Raw genomic sequence first — 16858 nt, 5'->3', positions numbered from 1 at the left:
GCGCGCCGCGGTGATAAACTCCCTGCTTTGCATTCAGATCAAGGGAAATCACCATGTGCGGAATCGTCGGCGCCATCGCTCAGCGCAACATCACTCCCATTTTGATGGAGGGGCTGCGTCGGCTCGAGTACCGCGGCTATGATTCCGCCGGTGTGGCGGTTCTTACTGACAACGGCAGCGACAAGCAGAGCGAGATGCTGCGAGTACGCGCCGTTGGCAAGGTCGTAGAACTGGAGAACGCACTGGCCGCTACGCCAGCCGAGGGCCACCTGGGCATTGCACATACCCGCTGGGCAACCCACGGCAAACCCGCTGAACGCAACGCACATCCGCATATCTCTGGACGCCTGGCCGTCGTGCACAACGGCATCATCGAAAACCATGGCCCACTGCGCAAAAAGCTAATCGAGCTGGGCTACGAATTTGTCTCCGAGACCGATACCGAAGTCGTCGCCCATCTGATCGCACACCACTTCAGCGAAACCGGTGATCTGCTAGGCGCCTTTCGTACCGCGCTGAAAGAACTGCATGGCGCTTACGCCTTGGCACTGATCCACCAGGATCAGCCGCACACGCTCTACTGCGCCCGCATGGGCAGCCCCCTAGTCATTGGTGAGGGTAGTGGCGAGCACTATATCGCCTCCGATCCCCTCGCACTTCTGCAGGTCACCGATCGCTTCCGTTATCTGGAAGAAGGCGACTACGCACGCCTGAACAACAACACCTGCGAGGTTTGGGACCGGAACGACGAGCCAGTAGAGCGCGTGGTAAAACGCTACGAACACGCCGCGTTCAGCATGGAAAAAGGCGAATATCGCCACTTCATGCTCAAGGAAATCTACGAACAGCCCCAGGCGATCAGCGACACCCTCAGCGGCATTCTAGCTGACGATCACGTACTCACCGCCATACTTGGGCCCGATGCCGAAACCCAGTTGCCGAATATCGAAAACATCCATATCGTCGCCTGCGGTACCAGCTATCACGCCGGCCTCGTCGCACGTTACTGGATCGAGGAACAGGCGGGCATGCCCTGCAGCGTGGAAGTAGCCAGTGAATATCGCTACCGCACTGTCGTTGTGCCAAAAAATACTTTGCTGATAACTATCTCCCAGTCCGGTGAGACCGCCGATACCCTTGCCGCCCTGCGCTTTGCCAAGGATCAGGGCTACCTCGCCACCCTGGCCATATGCAACGTCGCTGGCAGCTCCCTGGTGCGCGAGGCTGATTGGCGGTTGCTTACCCACGCCGGCCCGGAAATCGGTGTCGCCTCCACAAAGGCCTTCACCACGCAACTGGTAGCGCTACTCTGGCTGACCACAGCTCTTGCACAGGTACGCGGCAAAAGCCCGGAAAGAATAGCCAAGAACGTCGCCGCAATGAAAAAATTGCCAGCCATCATCGAGCAAGCACTTAACCTGGAAGCGCGCATTACCACCCTGGCCGAGCGCTTCGCCAGCAAGCATCACGCGCTTTTCCTCGGACGAGGCACACACTATCCGATCGCCATGGAAGGCGCGCTCAAGCTCAAGGAAATCTCCTACATTCACGCCGAAGCCTACGCCGCCGGCGAACTCAAGCACGGCCCACTCGCGCTGGTGGATGAGGATATGCCGGTGGTCAGCGTCGCACCCAGTGACGCCCTGCTGGAAAAGCTCAAGTCCAACCTGGAAGAAGTCAGCGCCCGAGGTGGTCAGCTCATTACCTTCGCCTGCGAAACTGTCGACCAGAGCGAAGACAACAATCACGAAATCATCAGCCTGCCCTGGGTGGAAGACTGCATTTCCCCGATCCTCTACACCATCCCGCTGCAGCTGCTCAGCTACCACGTGGCCCTGGTCAAAGGCACCGATGTGGACAAACCGCGAAACCTGGCGAAATCAGTGACGGTGGAGTAAAGCCCTCCTCATCACTCACGGTTCACCCTACGGCATTCCCGGTTCCTCCTCCGTCATTCCCGCCTTCTTCTTCGTCGTTCCCGCGAAGGCGGGAACCCAAGCGCACCATACGCAGCCCCTAAAACCAGTTAAAACCGCACTCTCCCCTGCCTGAAAATAATCCTCATACGTTTAACCGCGCCTTAACAACAGCGGGTTCACAGTGCCCTCGTCAAAGGCCATACCGGCCCGATTTTATCGAGGTCCAATCACCATGAACGTCACCCTCACCGTCAACGGCCAGTCTGTTTCCAGGAATTCTGCAACGCTTCCAGTGCCCCATTCAATCAGTACCCTATGGTCCTCGGACAGCACCCTTGACTCCAACTACCAGGTTCAGCGCACCTTCAACGCACGGCCTGCTAACCCGCCTCGCCCTAGTCGACGACCTACGGTGTTTAAACGCGCCGCCCGGAGGAGTCGTCGCTTTGTACGTTACTCTGTTGCGGCCTTGCTGTTACTGAGCACCGGATTCTCTGCCCCTGTCTCCAGCCGAGATGCTATCGAAGAAAATCAGCCAAAGCGCCTGGAATATCCCCGAGGTCTCATAAGGTAATAAAACGCCAGACACTAGCCCAAGCTTCCCGGAATTTCCTGGCCCGACCGTAGTCATAAACGTAGAAGACACGCTATTGGCACCGTTTACAGCTGAGGCAAGACGATGACGACCTACGTTGAGAAAGGCGATATTTATTTTTTCTACAGACCCAGGATCGATGCGCAGGAGATCCAGGGTATTGATGATGTGCAGCGCCTGCATCTGGTGCTCGTAGCGGACTACGAAGACACCGCCCGGCTATTTGTAGTGGGCAAAAAACAGCTGCCCGAAATCATGCAAGGCCAATCATCATCCACAGCGCGCGAGTGGATGATGAACTACAAGACCGGCTCCCCCAAAGATATCGGCAACGCGCTGGTGCCGCTGGAATACCAGACCAAAACCAGGGGTGAGCGAGAACAGGGTGAGGCTATTCCTGTCGGGGAAGGTCGCTACGCGATATTCGAACGTAACGACAGTACTCGTCTCGCCTACCTGCTTTCCAACCCGAGCCCCCCAGGCAAGGCTCAAGCCGAGCTGGGTATTCTGGCGGAGGCAAGCTATATCATTTCGGTACGCAATCCAGCAGTTGATGTACCCGGGTTCCCGGACTCCGAACCGAACTACCCAAAGACTCTCCAGGATAAATTTGCTGACAAGCGCTGGATCGATATCGACGACTCGCGGCTGCTCGACTACGAAAGCGCCCAGCTTCTGTTGATAGGTGCGCACAAGGACCTTAAGGAAGAAGAAATAGACATTGCTGGCAAAGCCGACCTGTTCAGAACGCTTGGCCTGAAAAGAAGAGAATGGCCGACAGATGCCCTGGAGAAAGGCAAGTTCGCCGAGCCCCAAATGCGGGTTGAAGGCAACGAGCCAGAGGGCGATTTAAGCAAAGGCGGAATACGCGGTGGCAAAGCAGCGGCAGATGCGGCTTCATCAGCGGGCATAGCCAAGGCACTGAAGGGCGTGGATCTACCTACTGACAAGCCCGGGCTGATCAAACAGGCAAAGAACAACCACGCTGCCAATGGGGTCATCGACGTGCTGAAGCAGTTCCCCAGCCGCCAGTATCAGACCATGTCAGACGTGCAGAAAGCGGTCGGAAAGGTCAACTGACTCTTTGGTTCTAATTAGTCACTCTCGCCTTCGCACCCGTCATTCCCGCGAAGGCGGGAACAACAATGTCCGGTAACGTCAGTCCTCGGAGCCATAGCCCTGGGGATTGCTGGACTGCCAGTGCCACGCATCCGCGCACATCGCTTCCAGACCCAGCCCAGCGTGCCAGTCCAGCTCGTTTGCCGCCAAGGCTGGGTCGGCATAGCAGCTGGCCACATCGCCCGGCCTGCGAGCAACGATCTTGTAGGGCAGCTCCCGTCCGCAGGCCTTTTCGAACGCCTTGACCATATCCAGCACCGAGTACCCGATTCCGGTACCCAGATTGAACGCCTTGATGCCAGGCTTGCTTTCCAGCCAGCGCAGAGCCTGAAGGTGACCTTGGGCCAGATCCTGCACATGAATGTAATCCCGTACGCCAGTGCCATCATGGGTCGGATAATCACCGCCAAACACGCTAAGATGCTCGCGTCTACCTACCGCCACCTGGGCGATATAAGGCATAAGGTTATTGGGAATGTCGGACGGGTCTTCGCCAATCTTGCCACTGGGGTGCGCGCCCACCGGGTTGAAGTAGCGCAACAGCGCGATATTCCACTCAGGATCGGATACGTGCAGATCACCGAGCATCTCCTCAATCATCAACTTGGAGCGGCCATAGGGATTGGTCGCGCTGGTCGGGAAATCCTCGTTAATGGGCAGGCTTGCAGGATCGCCGTATACCGTGGCCGAGGAGCTGAACACGATGTTCCTCACTCCGGCCCGCTGCATGGCCTCGCACAACACCACGGTACCACTGACATTATTGCGGTAATAGCGCATAGGCTGAGCCACCGACTCGCCCACCGCCTTGAGACCGGCAAAGTGGATTACCGCATCAATGGCCTGACCAGCAAAAACCTCGTCCAGCAACTCGGCGTCATTGATATCACCCTCAAGATACGCAACCCGCTGCCCGGTGATTTCCTCCACCCGGCGCAGAGCCTCGGGGGAACTGTTGCTGAAGTTATCCAGCACCACCACCTGATATCCTGCCTCGAGCAACTTGATGCAGGTGTGCGTACCGATATATCCGGCACCGCCGGTAACGAGAATGGTCTGTTGCGTTCCTGGCATGGTCGGCTTTCCTGAGTGCATGTACCGAAGAGTATAATGGGCTGTGGACTATCGAGTCACCCAAATGCCGAGCGAGCCATAAGAGCGCTGGATATGGCGCTACCGTAAGAGGCAACGCATGAACCGACGGGACAACTGCTGGAACAACGCGCCAATGGAAAGGCTGATCCGCAGCTTGAGGTCCGAATGGATACCAAGTATCGGTCCCTGCCACCTCAGTCTCTCGCTTTCTTAGCCAGGCATTGGCAGCCGGACGGCGGTTAAATGTCTGGCTTTCCTGATAAACTGCGTGGCCATCGCGCGTAGTGCGTATCGGCACGGTGTGACTCGACAAACCGTTCGTTTTTTTAGCGACACAAGCGGAAACGGCAAGAAACAAGCAATAAACAGGCAGGCGAAATGCAGCAGGAAACACGCTCAAACCCAGTCATACGTCGCCCCGGCCCCTCCCGGCGCTTTTGCGTGGCGCCGATGATGGACTGGACTGACAGGAATTATCGATTCTTCGCTCGGCTGATCAGCCAGCACGCCCTGCTGTACACAGAGATGGTGACAACCGGCGCGGTCATTCACGGGGATCGCTCACGCTTTCTCGGCTTCAATCCCGCCGAGCAACCGTTGGCCCTGCAGCTGGGCGGCAGCAATCCGGATGAACTGGCAGCCTGTGCTGCCCTTGCTGAGGAGGCCGGTTTTGCCGAGGTAAACCTGAATGTGGGCTGTCCCAGTGATCGGGTACAGAACAACATGATAGGCGCCTGCCTGATGGCTCACCCTGGCTTGGTGGCTGAAGGTGTGAAAGCCATGCATGACGCCTGCAGCCTGCCGGTGACGGTCAAGCACCGGATCGGCATCAATGGTCACGACAGCTACGCACAGTTGTGCGACTTTGTAGGCCAGGTGCATGAGGCTGGCTGCGATACCTTTATCGTGCACGCGCGTATTGCGATTCTCGAGGGCCTGTCGCCCAAGGAGAACCGGGATATTCCGCCGCTGCGCTACGAGGTTGTGCATCAACTCAAGGCCGATTACCCGCAACTGGAGATCATTCTCAACGGCGGCCTGACCGATCTGGATGAGATGCAGCAGCACATGACATCGCTGGACGGCGTGATGGTGGGCCGCGAGGCCTACCACAACCCCTACCTGCTGGCCGAAGTTGATCAGCGCTTCTATGCCGACGCCACGCCACGACCAGATCGCATTCAGGTTCTGCAGGCCCTGCGCCCGCATATTGTTGACCACCTGAATCAGGGTGGCGCGATGAACCATGTCACCCGGCACATCCTCGGCCTGTTCCAGGGACTGCCCGGCGCCCGACATTTCCGGCGCCAACTGAGCAGTGCCCTGCACCAGACCGATGATCCATTGGCACTTTACGATGAGCTGCTGGCCGACATGAGCCGTCGGCTGGAACCCCGGGATTGCCCGCGCCAGCAGGCTTGAGTTAAGGTCGAAGGATACATCCAGAGGGTCTGTCCATAATGCCAAGCAAACTCGAAAGCCTGCGAAAACACACGCAGATCGTTGCCGACACTGGCGACATCGAAGCCATCCGAAAACTGCAACCAGTAGACGCCACCACCAACCCATCCCTTATGCTCAAGGCTGCCCAGCAGGACACCTATAGTGCCATGCTCGATCAGGCACTCAAGGCATCGGCGGGCAGCTTTGATCCCGTGGCTGATGCCTGTGACGCCTTTGCCGTCGCCCTGGGCGCCGAGATTACCAAGCTGGTACCAGGCCGAGTATCGACCGAGGTGGACGCGCGCCTATCGTTTGACAGGGTCGCCACACTGAACAAGGCGCGACGTCTGATTGAGCGTTACGAGGAAGCAGGGATCACACGTGACCGCGTGCTGATCAAGATTGCCTCCACATGGGAGGGCATTCAGGCCGCTGCCGAGCTGGAGAAGGAAGGCATCCAGTGCAATCTCACGCTGCTCTTCTCTTTTGCCCAGGCGCAGGCCTGCGCCGATGTGGGCGTCTATCTGATTTCGCCCTTTGTCGGGCGTATCTATGACTGGTACAAAAAGAGCGAGGCTCGCGACTTCCAGGGCCAGGAAGATCCCGGCGTGCAATCAGTGGCGCGCATCTACCGCTACTTCAAGCAACACCAGTTCGCCACTGTGGTGATGGGCGCGAGTTTCCGCAACAGCGGGCAGATAGAAGCGTTGGCCGGCTGCGACCGTCTGACCATCAGCCCCGCCCTGTTGCAACAACTGGCGGAGGATGAGGGGGAGTTACAGCCCTCGTCAATCCTGACCCAGCCCTCGCAAGACCCGCTCAACAAGCTGACTGAAAGCACTTTCCGTTGGGCACACAACGAGGATGCCATGGCCACGGAGAAACTGGCCGAGGGCATAAGGGCGTTTGCGGCAGACCAGATAAAGCTGGAGGACTTATTACGCCTGCGTATGGTGCAAGCCTGAGAGAGATGCCCGGTCTTTCGCATCGGGCACAGCGTTGTTCAGTTGGTTATCACTCAATTTGATTCGAGGGCACTGACCAGATCGCGAAAGGCTTCACGGTTGTGATCATTGAGGTCCATCAATATGCGGTGGGCTTCAAGCACCTTGTCCTTTACCAGATCTTCCGAGAGCTCCTGACCTGGCAGATCGGCCAGCTCCGCTTCTGTGGGCGTGATCTGGGAAACGATATTGAACACCTGGTCGAATCCCATGCTTTGCAAAAGCCGGTTCATATCATCCTGAGTGGACACCAGGGTCGGCAGAAATCCAACTTTCTGTCGAGACAGGATGGAGAGCTTGGCCAGTAGACCAAGGGAAGTACTGTCTATGCCGTCGGTTTCGGTCAGATCAATGATGATGGCGTCGAACGTCAGAACACTGAATATCTTTTCGATATAAGCATCCAATGCGGCGCACAGGGTCAACCGCACATCACCGATGAACTTGAGAACGAACGTACCTTCGGACTCTGCAAACTGGATCTTGCCAGTAGTCATCATTCGCGGTTCCTGCTCAGTACCATGAGTGAAATATCATCCGGCATTACCTTGCCTGGCGTCAGGCCAAAACTACCCAGCAACGCCTGCATATTGCCCTCGCACTTTTCTACCAGCCCGGGCAAATGCGCTTCCTTGTTTCTCAGGGTAGTACCTTCCACGCAATCGAGCACGCCGTCGGAGCATAAAATGAGACTGAAGGCATCAGGTAGATCAATCTTGTGGTTCTCATACTCCGCGTCGGCAAACAACCCAACGGGCTTGCCCTTACCCTGCAAATAGTTGGCCTGCCCGTCGGCGTAGAGCAGCGGCAATGGCAGATGCCCACCAATGCTGTAGGTCAGGGTGTTATCAGACTCGTCAATGACCCCGCCAAGCATGGTCACGTGCTTGCCGAGTTTGCAGTTGATCAGGCCACGATTGATGTGCCCAAGTACATCGGAGGGCAAAAACGCAATGGGGCTGCTATCGCCTTGGCGACGCTGCTCGTAAAGCAGCCGGGTGGTCATGAACTTGAGCAATACGGTAGCGAAGGCGGAAGAAGCTCCGTGCCCCGAGACATCAGCGAGGTAGAAAGCTAACTGGGTATCGGATATTCGGAAATAATCGACAAAATCTCCGGAGAGATACAGCGAGGGTATGATTCGTCGCTCGAAGGTGTACTCACCGCTGGTCCAGGGTGACTGGGGCAACATGTTCAACTGGACCTGATGCCCTGCAGCCTGATCGTCCTTGAGCTCTTGCAGGCGGTTCTCAAGCTCGCTATTGGCGGCCTCAAGCCGCTCTCGGATGCGACTGTTCTCATTGCGCAGTCGGTTTTGATCCAGGGTGCGCTTGACCACTAGCTCGACCATCGCAATGTCGAGCATTGGTTTGATCAGGTAATCCTGAGCACCGGCGCGCAGCGCATCGACCGCCTGGGGCATGAGGGAGGAGTGGGCAATCACGACCAGGGACGCGTCGGGAGCCGCCGAGACCGCCTGCAGCACAGATGCGAATCCCTCTGCCTCGGGCAGGTGCAGATTGCAGAGCACTAGCTCTGGTCGCTGGGTCGTGAACTGTTGCAGACCATCGGTCGCACTTGCGGCCTGTGATACCTCAAAGCCGCAATTCTGCAACCGATTGGCGATATCCCGCCGGAAAGCGCTGTCATCATCGATAACCAGCAAGGTCGTGCCAGTAAGCTGCATAGAGTCCCTACGTCAATGCGACGCAGCTGAGCGGGCTGCGGGCCACAGGGTGTGTGTATTGAGGTCAGATAACCTGACGCTTTCAAGGGCCAAACAGTACTCCCATCCGCTTGCTCAGGCAACCGTCATGGCAAGGTGCCAGACTGCTTGTGAGAAACAGGGCGTAGAACTAGGATAGAGGTGACAGGCGAAACCAATAAGCAGACACTCAGGATTCGCTACAGCATATCCAGCAAGGGAGTTATCGCATGTCGTTTCATGACCAACAATACAGAGAAAAACGCGATTTCATCCGCATGAAGGTAGAAGCTCGAGCCACCCTGACACTTCAGGATAGCGGCGAGGTCATTCAGGCGGATTGTCAGGATCTTTCAAGCCAGGGCGTTCAGGTCGTACTGGATCGACCCCTGCCGGAAAACACTCATCTGAGCCTGTCTATACCCTCACCCACGCCCGGCCTCCAGGGGCTGGAAGCAGACGGTCAGGTCATGCGATGTGAAGCGATCGATAACGGCCAGTTCATTGTGGGTGTCTATTTCAACACCCTCAAGTGATTAATCGGTGAGGTCAGAACTGATCCTCAACCTCACCATCCTTGACCTGAAACTCGCGATTTTGCAAAAAGGCATTGCGCACGAAACGATAACGATCGCCCCTGATCAACTCCTCACGGGACAGCAAACTGGCTCGCGTATCGACCAGATCAGTACCAATCGCAGTATTGCGGGTTGGTACATGATCGACCTGTTCGGTGTACCAATAAGCAGCGTAGCTTTCCGGAATCCGCGAGCCACCATCGCGCACGGTGCTTGGCCCCAACAGCGGCAACACGACATAAGGACCGCTTGGCACGCCCCAGGCTCCCAGGGTCTGGCCAAAATCTTCGTCGTTGCGCTGCAGTCCCATTTTGGTAGCCACATCAAAAACGCCCAGAACACCTACTGTCGAGTTCAACAGGAAGCGTGCCGTATCGATACCCGCCGCATGAAACTTGCCCTGCAGGGTATCGTTAACCAGATTGCGCGGTTCACCCAGATTATTGAATACGTTGCTGATGCTCTTGCTCACCGGCTCGGGTACGGCCCAATCGTAGGCTTTAGCTATCGGCTTTAAAGTATAGCGGTCAACCGTGTCATTGAAGCTGAAGACCGCACGGTTGACCGGCTCCCACGGATCCGCCTCTATGGGCTCAATGGCGTAATCTTCATACTCTTCCTGGGCCGCGACTGTGCCAGTACCGGCTACAGCTACCAATCCAGCCAATACAATACGTGATGTAAAAGGCAACACCTTCATTGGGACTCTCCCTGATTCTGGGTTCGGCGCGCACGCATTGCACTGCAACTCCAAGCGTTCGCAAAGTGCCAGTGTAATGCAAAAACTGTCAGCCTTTCACCGGTTAAACCTGTAACTTCATTTACTCATGAGAGAGCCAAGCAGCAAGACGCCAGTGACGCGGGAAGCTATAGTGACCTCATACGATCAACCAGGACAGGAGCAGACGATGCCCGCGCAACAACTGAAGAATCAGCTCGAAGACCTGCAGCGCATTCTAGCCGAGACCGATCAACCGCTCGCCCAGGAAGAGCGTGAGTCCCTGCAGCAACTGCATGACCGTATTGAAGCCAGGCTCTCGGCCGCCCAGCACGAATACAGTCAAGACGATGCCACTCTGGTCGACAGCCTGAATCTGTCTATCGAGCATTTCTATGCCCGGCATCCAAGAGTGGCAGGATCGCTTCAGCGCGTCGTTCAGGCGCTGTCGGATATGGGTATCTGAAGCTTTACGGCGCTTTCTATTGGCGAGCCAGCCTCAGATTCTCGGGGAAGCTCGCCGCAGTCGATCTGTACGGATTGATATCCAACCCCCCGCGGCGCACGTAGCGAGCATAGACCGACAACTCGGCACCCTCACCCAGCAACGGCAACAGGTCAGTAAAAATACGTTCCACGCACTGTTCATGAAAATCTGCCTGCTGCCGGAAGGACACCAGATAACGCAATAGCGACGCGTGATCCAGCCGCTTACCCCCATAGGTGATGGCGACACTGGCCCAGTCCGGCTGGCCTGTTACCGGGCAGTTGGATTTGAGCAGGTGGCTGTGCAGTATTTCACGTGCATACCCCCCCGCATCGGCCAACGACAACAGAGACGCATCGTACTCGTAGCAGTCGATACTGATGTCAGCATCATCAATGCATTCCCCCGGCAAATGCGCCATACCAGCGGCGTGTAACTGCCCCATGGTCAGCATGCGCACCATCACAGGCCCCTGCGCAGCCACACTCAGATCGGACTCAAGGGTGCGCAACACTTCTGCACGGTCACGAAAGACTGTCTGATTGAAAGAGTTGAGGTACAACTTGAACGATTTTGACTCGACAATACGACGAGCCTTGAGAGGGAATATGAACTCGGCTGCAGCAACGGCAGGCTTGCCTGAAGGCGTTAGCCAGGAAAGTTCATAACAATTCCAGATATCTGCCCCGTGGAAGGGCAGATTATCAGCCTCCAATCCCAGCTCCTGCCATTTCGGCTCACGCGCAATGGGAAACAGAAGCGAGGGTGTATATACGCTTACATAGGCACTACTCTTGCCCAGGGGGGACTGCTCAGCGGGGTGCTGGTTCATAATGAATCTCCTTGCAGACAGGCGAGGATAATACTCCCCGCCTTCCCTGCAGGCGAGTATTGTCGGCGCGCGCAGTTATTGACGCATTCCTATCCCACGCGACAGCAACCAGTAGCTAATTGAATAGAGCAGTACGATAAATACGCCCATCAATGTCAGCGCCACACCTATCGGGATATCCGACACGCCCAGGATGCCGTACCGGAAGGCGTTAACCATGTGCAGAATCGGATTGATCATCGACACCTTCTGCCAGAACTCGGGCAACAAGCTGATGCTGTAAAACACCCCGCCCAGATAGGTCAGCGGCGTCAGCACAAAGGTCGGAATGATCGAGATATCGTCGAAAGTCTTGGCGAAGACTGCGTTGATAAAGCCGCCCAGAGCAAATACCAGCGAAGTGAGGAACACTACGGCAACCGTCAGACCCAGGTGCTGAACCTGGAGCCGGGTGAAGAACAGAGACATGATGGTCACAATAAGGCCAACCGCCAAACCCCGCGCCACACCACCAAACACGTACCCCAGCAAGATGGTATGCGGTGACACCGGCGCGACCATCAGCTCCTCGATAGAGCGCTGGAACTTGGTACTGAAAAAGCTCGACACCACATTTGAATAGCTGTTGGTGATCACCGACATCATGATCAGGCCGGGTACGATGTAATCAATGTAGGCGTACCCATCCATGGTGCCGATACGGCTACCGATCAGATTGCCAAAGATGACGAAGTAAAGCGCCATGGTGATGCCTGGCGGTAGCAGCGTCTGCGGCCAGATGCGGGTAAAACGGCGTATCTCCTTGAACAGGATGGTCTTGAAAGCCACCCACGTAGTGCGCCAGTGATTCATCAAGCCGCCCCTTTTGCTTTTTCGGTATTCTCGTCGACCAGGGCCAAAAAGAGCTCCTCCAGCCGGTTACTGCGGTTGCGCATGCTGAGCACATGCAAACCCATCTCGTTGAGTTGCGCATACAGCGCGTTGAGACCCTGACTTTTCTCCACCTGCACCACCAGCGTATGCTCGTCCAACAGACTGCAGGGATAACCCTTCAGTTCAGGCGGCTTATCCATGATCGTCTGGCAATCGAGTAAAAAGGTTTCGGTGTGCAGCTCAAGCAGCAATTCACGCATGCTGGTGTTGTGAATAATCTGACCCTGATCGATGATCGCGATGTTCTTGCACAACTGCTCTGCTTCTTCCAGATAATGCGTGGTGAGCACGATAGTGACGCCGCGGGCATTGATCTCCTGCAGGAACTGCCACATCGACCGGCGAATTTCGATATCCACACCCGCGGTGGGCTCATCGAGAATCAGCAGCTTGGGCTCATGGATAAGCGCCCGAGCGATCATAAGGCGCCGCTTCATACCACCAGAGAGCATGCGCGATGGCTCATCACGCTTGTCCCATAGGCCGAGGCGTTTGAGATAGTGTTCGGCGCGTTCTTTGGCTTCGCGCAGCGGAATACCGTAATAACCGGCCTGATTGACCAGGATGTCCATGGTCTTTTCGAACTGGCTGAAATTGAACTCCTGTGGCACTACGCCAATGCAGCGCTTGGCGTCCATCAGATCAGTATCGAGATCATGCCCGAACACGCTGACCTGACCCGAAGTCTTATTCACCAGTGAAGAGAGAATTCCGATAGTGGTCGACTTGCCAGCGCCATTGGGGCCCAACAAAGCGAAAAAATCGCCCTGCTGCACTTCCAGATCAACACCCTTGAGTGCCTGAAAAGTGTTCCCGTAGGTCTTGTGCAAGCCTCTAATACTGATAGCTGACGTCATGCATTGCTTCCCGTCTAGGCGTTAATTGGTACTATTTGCTTGCTTCTATATGGGGCCAGATGATCACTAAATCAAGGGTGCTGCCCACACGCACGCCCCGAGGAATGGCAGACTATAGGGTTGACCAATATCACCAGGACCCCCTCTTCAATTGACTATCTAACTGCTACAAACCTGATCGCCTGATCAACTGTACGCAGCACCATCGGCACTTATGCCAAAGGGCAAAACCATCGAATCGGATATGGTCAACCCTCCCCTTCCCGCCCTGTTTCAGCCTTATTTTCACCCCTCCAAGTTCATTCAGTTACATCAGGCGATTACCCTTGATGGGCTCTAGCGTCTATGCTGGAACCTGAATTTACGTAATCAAGGAGTGTTGAATGATGATCCTGCTATGGCTCGTCGGCCTGGTGCTGGGCATAGCCGTTCTGGCTTATATCCGCGCCGGTCTGCTGAACAGCTGCATCGCCGTTGGCGTTTATTTGCTGGCGATGACAGTATTTTCCTCTGCACACTGGCTGGCTTACCTGGTGGTGTGGGCCCTGTTCCTGGGTATCGCAATCCCACTGAACATGCCCGACTGGCGGCGCTCAGCGGTCAGCAAGCCGCTATTCAAATGGTTCAAGAAGGTACTGCCGCCCATTTCCGATACCGAGCAGGAAGCCCTCGAAGCCGGAACGGTATGGTGGGATGGTGAGCTTTTCACCGGTCGCCCTGACTGGAACAAACTGCATGGCTTCCCCAAGCCGGTTATGACCGAGGAAGAAAAGGCGTTTCTTGATGGTCCGGTGGAAGAAGTCTGCCGTATGACCGACGAGTGGGAAGTGACCACCGAACTTCAGGATCTGCCCGAGCCCGTATGGAAATACATCCGCAGTAATGGTTTTTTCGGTCTGATCATTCCCAAGGAATATGGCGGCAAGGGCTTCTCTGCCTATGCACACTCGCAAATTGCCATGAAGCTGGCCAGCCGCAGCGGTGACCTGGGCTCGACCGTGATGGTACCCAACTCGCTGGGGCCGGCGGAATTGCTGATGCAATTCGGCACCGAGGAGCAGAAAAACTATTACCTGCCGCGCCTGTCAGATGGTACCGACATTCCCTGCTTCGCGTTGACCTCTGCCGATGCCGGCTCGGATGCAGGCGCCATGCCTGACCGTGCAGTGGTCTGCAAGGGCCAATGGGAAGGTGAAGAGGTAGTTGGTCTCAGTGTTACCTGGTCCAAGCGCTATATCACTCTGGGTCCGGTAGCGACCATCCTGGGGCTGGCATTCAAGGTGTACGACCCTGACAAGCTGCTGGGCGACGAGGAAGAGCGCGGCGTTAGCCTGGCGTTGATCCCCACCGAAACCCCCGGCGTGGAAATCGGCAACCGCCACTTCCCGTTGAATGCCGCATTCATGAACGGGCCCAACTCCGGCAAGGACGTCTTCATCCCGCTCAGTTACCTGATCGGCGGAGAGGAAATGATCGGCAAGGGCTGGATCATGCTGATGAACTGCCTGTCCGTCGGCCGCTCGATCTCACTGCCAGCCGGCAGCACCGGTGGAGCCAAGATGGCGAGCATGACAACCGGTGCCTACGCGCGCATCCGTCGCCAGTTCGGCATGCCCATCGGCGAGTTCGAAGGTATTCAGGAAGCACTCGGCCGCATTGGTGGCAACACCTACGTGATGAACGCCGCGCGGACCATGACCGCAGGTGCTGTGGACCTGGGTGAAAAGCCTTCGGTGCTATCAGCGGTGGTCAAGTATCACCTGACCGAACGCATGCGCCAATGTATCAACGACGCAATGGACATCCACGGCGGCAAGGGTATCTGCATGGGGCCAAAGAACTATCTTGGCCGCGCCTACCAGTCGGTGCCGATCTCGATTACCGTCGAGGGTGCAAATATCCTGACGCGTAACATGATGATCTTCGGCCAGGGCGCTATACGCTGCCATCCATTCGTACTGAATGAAATGCAGGCCACCCAGGATGAGGATGAGAGCCGCGCCCTCAAGCGCTTCGATGAACTGCTGTTTGAACACATCGGATTCGCTGTAGGCAACGCCTCGGGTAGCTTCCTGCTGGCTCTGACTGGCGCCCGCTTTGTGAAAACGCCGGGTAACAAGCATACCCGCCGCTATTACCAGCAACTGTCGCGTCTGGCGGCCTCGTTTGCGACTCTTACCGACGTCACCATGATGATCCTGGGTGGCGAGCTCAAGCGTCGCGAGCGTATCTCGGCTCGTCTGGGCGATGTTCTCAGTAATCTGTATATGGCGAGTGCCACCCTCAAGCAGTACCAGGATCAGGGTTGCCCTGAAGAGGACCTGCCTTTCGTACAATGGGGCGTAGAGGATCTGTTGGCCAAGACGGAACAGGCCATGCACGAGATCATCCATAACTTCCCTGACACCCGCATGGGCGTGCTGCTGAGAGTACTGGTGTTCCCTCTTGGACGTCATATGTCGCCCCCTGCTGACAGCGTCACCGCTGAAGTTGCCAAGCGACTGATGACTCCGGGCGCGTCACGGGATCGACTGCTAGACGGCTGCTATCAGAGCCAGGATCCCAACGACGTAACGGGGCTGGTCAACGATACGCTGCACCAGGTCATTGCTGCTGATCCACTGGAAGCACGTATTGGCAAAGCGATCTACAAGAAAGAACTGGAAGTGGCTCCAGGTGTGGATGAAGTGGATGCCGCAGTAGAAGCCGGCGTGATAAGTGCAGACGATGCCAAGGTGATCCGTGACGCCAGGATCGCCCGCGATGCGGTAATTGCTGTGGATGACTTCACCAAGGAAGAAATGACACCTAAACCCAAGAAACGCAAGACCAGCGCCAAAACGGCGTAAGCGATACTCACCGGCCCACCCGGGCCAGTGAGTCCCTTTTCCACAGCGCCAGTGCAAGCCAGCACTGGCGCTTTTTGTTAGACTCCGCCGCATAGCCTCAGGAGTCCCCCTATGAATCCCGATCTACCCTATCACCGCTACCACATGGCACTGCTAAAGAGCCTGTTCGATACCCTGCGCGCGCAATCAATGCTGATGGAGCAGGTGCCTGAAGAGAGCAACATCCTGTTCCTGGAGCGATTTGACGAAATGATCGGTCAGCTCGAAGCCGGCGATCACGACGCTCTCTACACCGGACAGGATATTCTGTGTCAGATCATCAGCCGGTATCCACAGATAGCCCACCTGATACCCCGCGATCTGCTCTGGTATTTCGGCGGAGACTGCCTGCATTTCATGCCCGATGAAGAAATAGCCCAATACCAGTTGATTGACGAGCACCGCGCTGCGGCTGAAGAGCGTGGCGAGGAATTCAACTGGGAACAGGCACGGCAATTGATCCAGAGCCCCTGAGGTCCAGGCGCGCAACCTGAGCGCGTATTGTTCCATCTCGACTGAGGGGTGCTTGCCAAGACACCGCTTGGTCGAGGTGAAACTCGACCCTCCCGGAAGTCCCCAGCCAAATCGCAGACACAAAAAAACCGCCCTTGAGCGGTTTCTTTGTTACATATGGAGCGGGAAACGAGACTCGAACTCGCGACCCCGACCTTGGCAAGGTCGTGCT

The 16858-nt window shown here is 56.4% G+C and carries 15 protein-coding genes; 8 read left to right on the top strand and 7 right to left on the bottom strand.

Going from position 1 to position 16858, the window contains the following annotated elements:
• The first annotated feature begins 53 nt into the window (after positions 1–53).
• Together glmS and AAC076_RS12080 are read left to right on the top strand one after the other, a co-directional pair.
• Positions 54–1898 carry a glutamine--fructose-6-phosphate transaminase (isomerizing) gene (glmS, locus tag AAC076_RS12085; protein ID WP_339845971.1) on the top strand — a complete coding sequence of 615 codons (1845 nt, stop codon included), beginning with the start codon at positions 54–56 and terminating at the stop codon, positions 1896–1898.
• Positions 1899–2598: 700 nt separating this feature from the next.
• Positions 2599–3594, top strand: coding sequence for a DUF2795 domain-containing protein (locus AAC076_RS12080; RefSeq protein ID WP_339845968.1), 996 nt, complete (start codon positions 2599–2601; stop codon positions 3592–3594).
• Positions 3595–3672: 78 nt separating this feature from the next.
• Here AAC076_RS12080 and galE read toward each other — a convergent pair whose 3' ends face one another.
• Positions 3673–4707: a UDP-glucose 4-epimerase GalE gene (gene galE / locus AAC076_RS12075; protein WP_339845966.1), complete on the bottom strand. Its 1035-nt coding sequence runs from the start codon at positions 4705–4707 to the stop codon at positions 3673–3675.
• A 399-nt stretch (positions 4708–5106) separates the two neighbouring features.
• Here galE and dusA point away from each other — a divergent pair, with 399 nt between their 5' ends.
• Together dusA and tal are read left to right on the top strand one after the other, a co-directional pair.
• Positions 5107–6150 carry a tRNA dihydrouridine(20/20a) synthase DusA gene (dusA, locus tag AAC076_RS12070; protein ID WP_339845964.1) on the top strand — a complete coding sequence of 348 codons (1044 nt, stop codon included), beginning with the start codon at positions 5107–5109 and terminating at the stop codon, positions 6148–6150.
• Between the two features lie 38 nt (positions 6151–6188).
• Positions 6189–7136 (top strand): transaldolase, encoded by a 948-nt coding sequence (gene tal, locus AAC076_RS12065; protein WP_339845963.1) that lies wholly within the window; start codon positions 6189–6191, stop codon positions 7134–7136.
• A 53-nt stretch (positions 7137–7189) separates the two neighbouring features.
• Here tal and rssC read toward each other — a convergent pair whose 3' ends face one another.
• Positions 7190–7672 (bottom strand): anti-sigma factor antagonist RssC, encoded by a 483-nt coding sequence (rssC, locus tag AAC076_RS12060; RefSeq protein WP_339846070.1) that lies wholly within the window; start codon positions 7670–7672, stop codon positions 7190–7192.
• A complete protein-coding gene (locus AAC076_RS12055) occupies positions 7672–8862 on the bottom strand; it encodes a SpoIIE family protein phosphatase (RefSeq protein WP_339845961.1) in 1191 nt (396 codons plus the stop codon). Before AAC076_RS12055 ends, rssC begins: the two co-directional genes overlap by 1 nt.
• 248 nt (positions 8863–9110) lie before the next feature.
• Between AAC076_RS12055 and AAC076_RS12050 the strand changes: the two genes are divergently transcribed.
• Entirely contained in the window at positions 9111–9416 is a 306-nt protein-coding gene (locus AAC076_RS12050) for a PilZ domain-containing protein (RefSeq protein WP_339845958.1), read from the top strand.
• A gap of 13 nt (positions 9417–9429) precedes the next feature.
• On the opposite strand, the gene AAC076_RS12045 is transcribed toward AAC076_RS12050, so the two are convergent.
• A complete protein-coding gene (locus tag AAC076_RS12045) occupies positions 9430–10158 on the bottom strand; it encodes a VacJ family lipoprotein (RefSeq protein WP_339845956.1) in 729 nt (242 codons plus the stop codon).
• A gap of 208 nt (positions 10159–10366) precedes the next feature.
• On the opposite strand from AAC076_RS12045, the gene AAC076_RS12040 reads away from it, so the two are divergent.
• A complete protein-coding gene (locus AAC076_RS12040) occupies positions 10367–10642 on the top strand; it encodes a DUF4404 family protein (RefSeq protein WP_339845953.1) in 276 nt (91 codons plus the stop codon).
• Between the two features lie 16 nt (positions 10643–10658).
• On the opposite strand, the gene queF is transcribed toward AAC076_RS12040, so the two are convergent.
• From queF to AAC076_RS12025, 3 genes are all read right to left on the bottom strand, one after another.
• Positions 10659–11495, bottom strand: a complete 837-nt coding sequence (gene queF, locus AAC076_RS12035) for an NADPH-dependent 7-cyano-7-deazaguanine reductase QueF (RefSeq protein WP_339845952.1) — start codon at positions 11493–11495, stop codon at positions 10659–10661.
• A gap of 75 nt (positions 11496–11570) precedes the next feature.
• Entirely contained in the window at positions 11571–12347 is a 777-nt protein-coding gene (locus AAC076_RS12030) for an ABC transporter permease (protein WP_339845950.1), read from the bottom strand.
• Positions 12347–13285: an ABC transporter ATP-binding protein gene (locus AAC076_RS12025; RefSeq protein WP_339845948.1), complete on the bottom strand. Its 939-nt coding sequence runs from the start codon at positions 13283–13285 to the stop codon at positions 12347–12349. Before AAC076_RS12025 ends, AAC076_RS12030 begins: the two co-directional genes overlap by 1 nt.
• 386 nt (positions 13286–13671) lie before the next feature.
• On the opposite strand from AAC076_RS12025, the gene AAC076_RS12020 reads away from it, so the two are divergent.
• Positions 13672–16134, top strand: coding sequence for an acyl-CoA dehydrogenase (locus AAC076_RS12020; protein ID WP_339846069.1), 2463 nt, complete (start codon positions 13672–13674; stop codon positions 16132–16134).
• 111 nt (positions 16135–16245) lie between these two features.
• Entirely contained in the window at positions 16246–16647 is a 402-nt protein-coding gene (locus AAC076_RS12015) for a PA2817 family protein (RefSeq protein WP_339845945.1), read from the top strand.
• The last annotated feature ends 211 nt before the right edge of the window (positions 16648–16858 follow it).

Source organism: uncultured Halopseudomonas sp. (assembly GCF_963977355.1).
Lineage (GTDB): Bacteria > Pseudomonadota > Gammaproteobacteria > Pseudomonadales > Pseudomonadaceae > Halopseudomonas.
The sequence above is the reverse complement of the archived record's forward strand: the minus strand, read 5'-3'. Positions and strand labels throughout refer to the sequence as shown.

Coding starts and splice junctions, on each gene's coding strand:
- glmS (WP_339845971.1), top strand. CDS start 54: ATGTGCGGAATCGTCGGCGCCATCGCTCAGCGCAACATCACTCCCATT.
- AAC076_RS12080 (WP_339845968.1), top strand. CDS start 2,599: ATGACGACCTACGTTGAGAAAGGCGATATTTATTTTTTCTACAGACCC.
- galE (WP_339845966.1), bottom strand. CDS start 4,707: ATGCCAGGAACGCAACAGACCATTCTCGTTACCGGCGGTGCCGGATAT.
- dusA (WP_339845964.1), top strand. CDS start 5,107: ATGCAGCAGGAAACACGCTCAAACCCAGTCATACGTCGCCCCGGCCCC.
- tal (WP_339845963.1), top strand. CDS start 6,189: ATGCCAAGCAAACTCGAAAGCCTGCGAAAACACACGCAGATCGTTGCC.
- rssC (WP_339846070.1), bottom strand. CDS start 7,672: ATGACTACTGGCAAGATCCAGTTTGCAGAGTCCGAAGGTACGTTCGTT.
- AAC076_RS12055 (WP_339845961.1), bottom strand. CDS start 8,862: ATGCAGCTTACTGGCACGACCTTGCTGGTTATCGATGATGACAGCGCT.
- AAC076_RS12050 (WP_339845958.1), top strand. CDS start 9,111: ATGTCGTTTCATGACCAACAATACAGAGAAAAACGCGATTTCATCCGC.
- AAC076_RS12045 (WP_339845956.1), bottom strand. CDS start 10,158: ATGAAGGTGTTGCCTTTTACATCACGTATTGTATTGGCTGGATTGGTA.
- AAC076_RS12040 (WP_339845953.1), top strand. CDS start 10,367: ATGCCCGCGCAACAACTGAAGAATCAGCTCGAAGACCTGCAGCGCATT.
- queF (WP_339845952.1), bottom strand. CDS start 11,495: ATGAACCAGCACCCCGCTGAGCAGTCCCCCCTGGGCAAGAGTAGTGCC.
- AAC076_RS12030 (WP_339845950.1), bottom strand. CDS start 12,347: ATGAATCACTGGCGCACTACGTGGGTGGCTTTCAAGACCATCCTGTTC.
- AAC076_RS12025 (WP_339845948.1), bottom strand. CDS start 13,285: ATGACGTCAGCTATCAGTATTAGAGGCTTGCACAAGACCTACGGGAAC.
- AAC076_RS12020 (WP_339846069.1), top strand. CDS start 13,672: ATGATCCTGCTATGGCTCGTCGGCCTGGTGCTGGGCATAGCCGTTCTG.
- AAC076_RS12015 (WP_339845945.1), top strand. CDS start 16,246: ATGAATCCCGATCTACCCTATCACCGCTACCACATGGCACTGCTAAAG.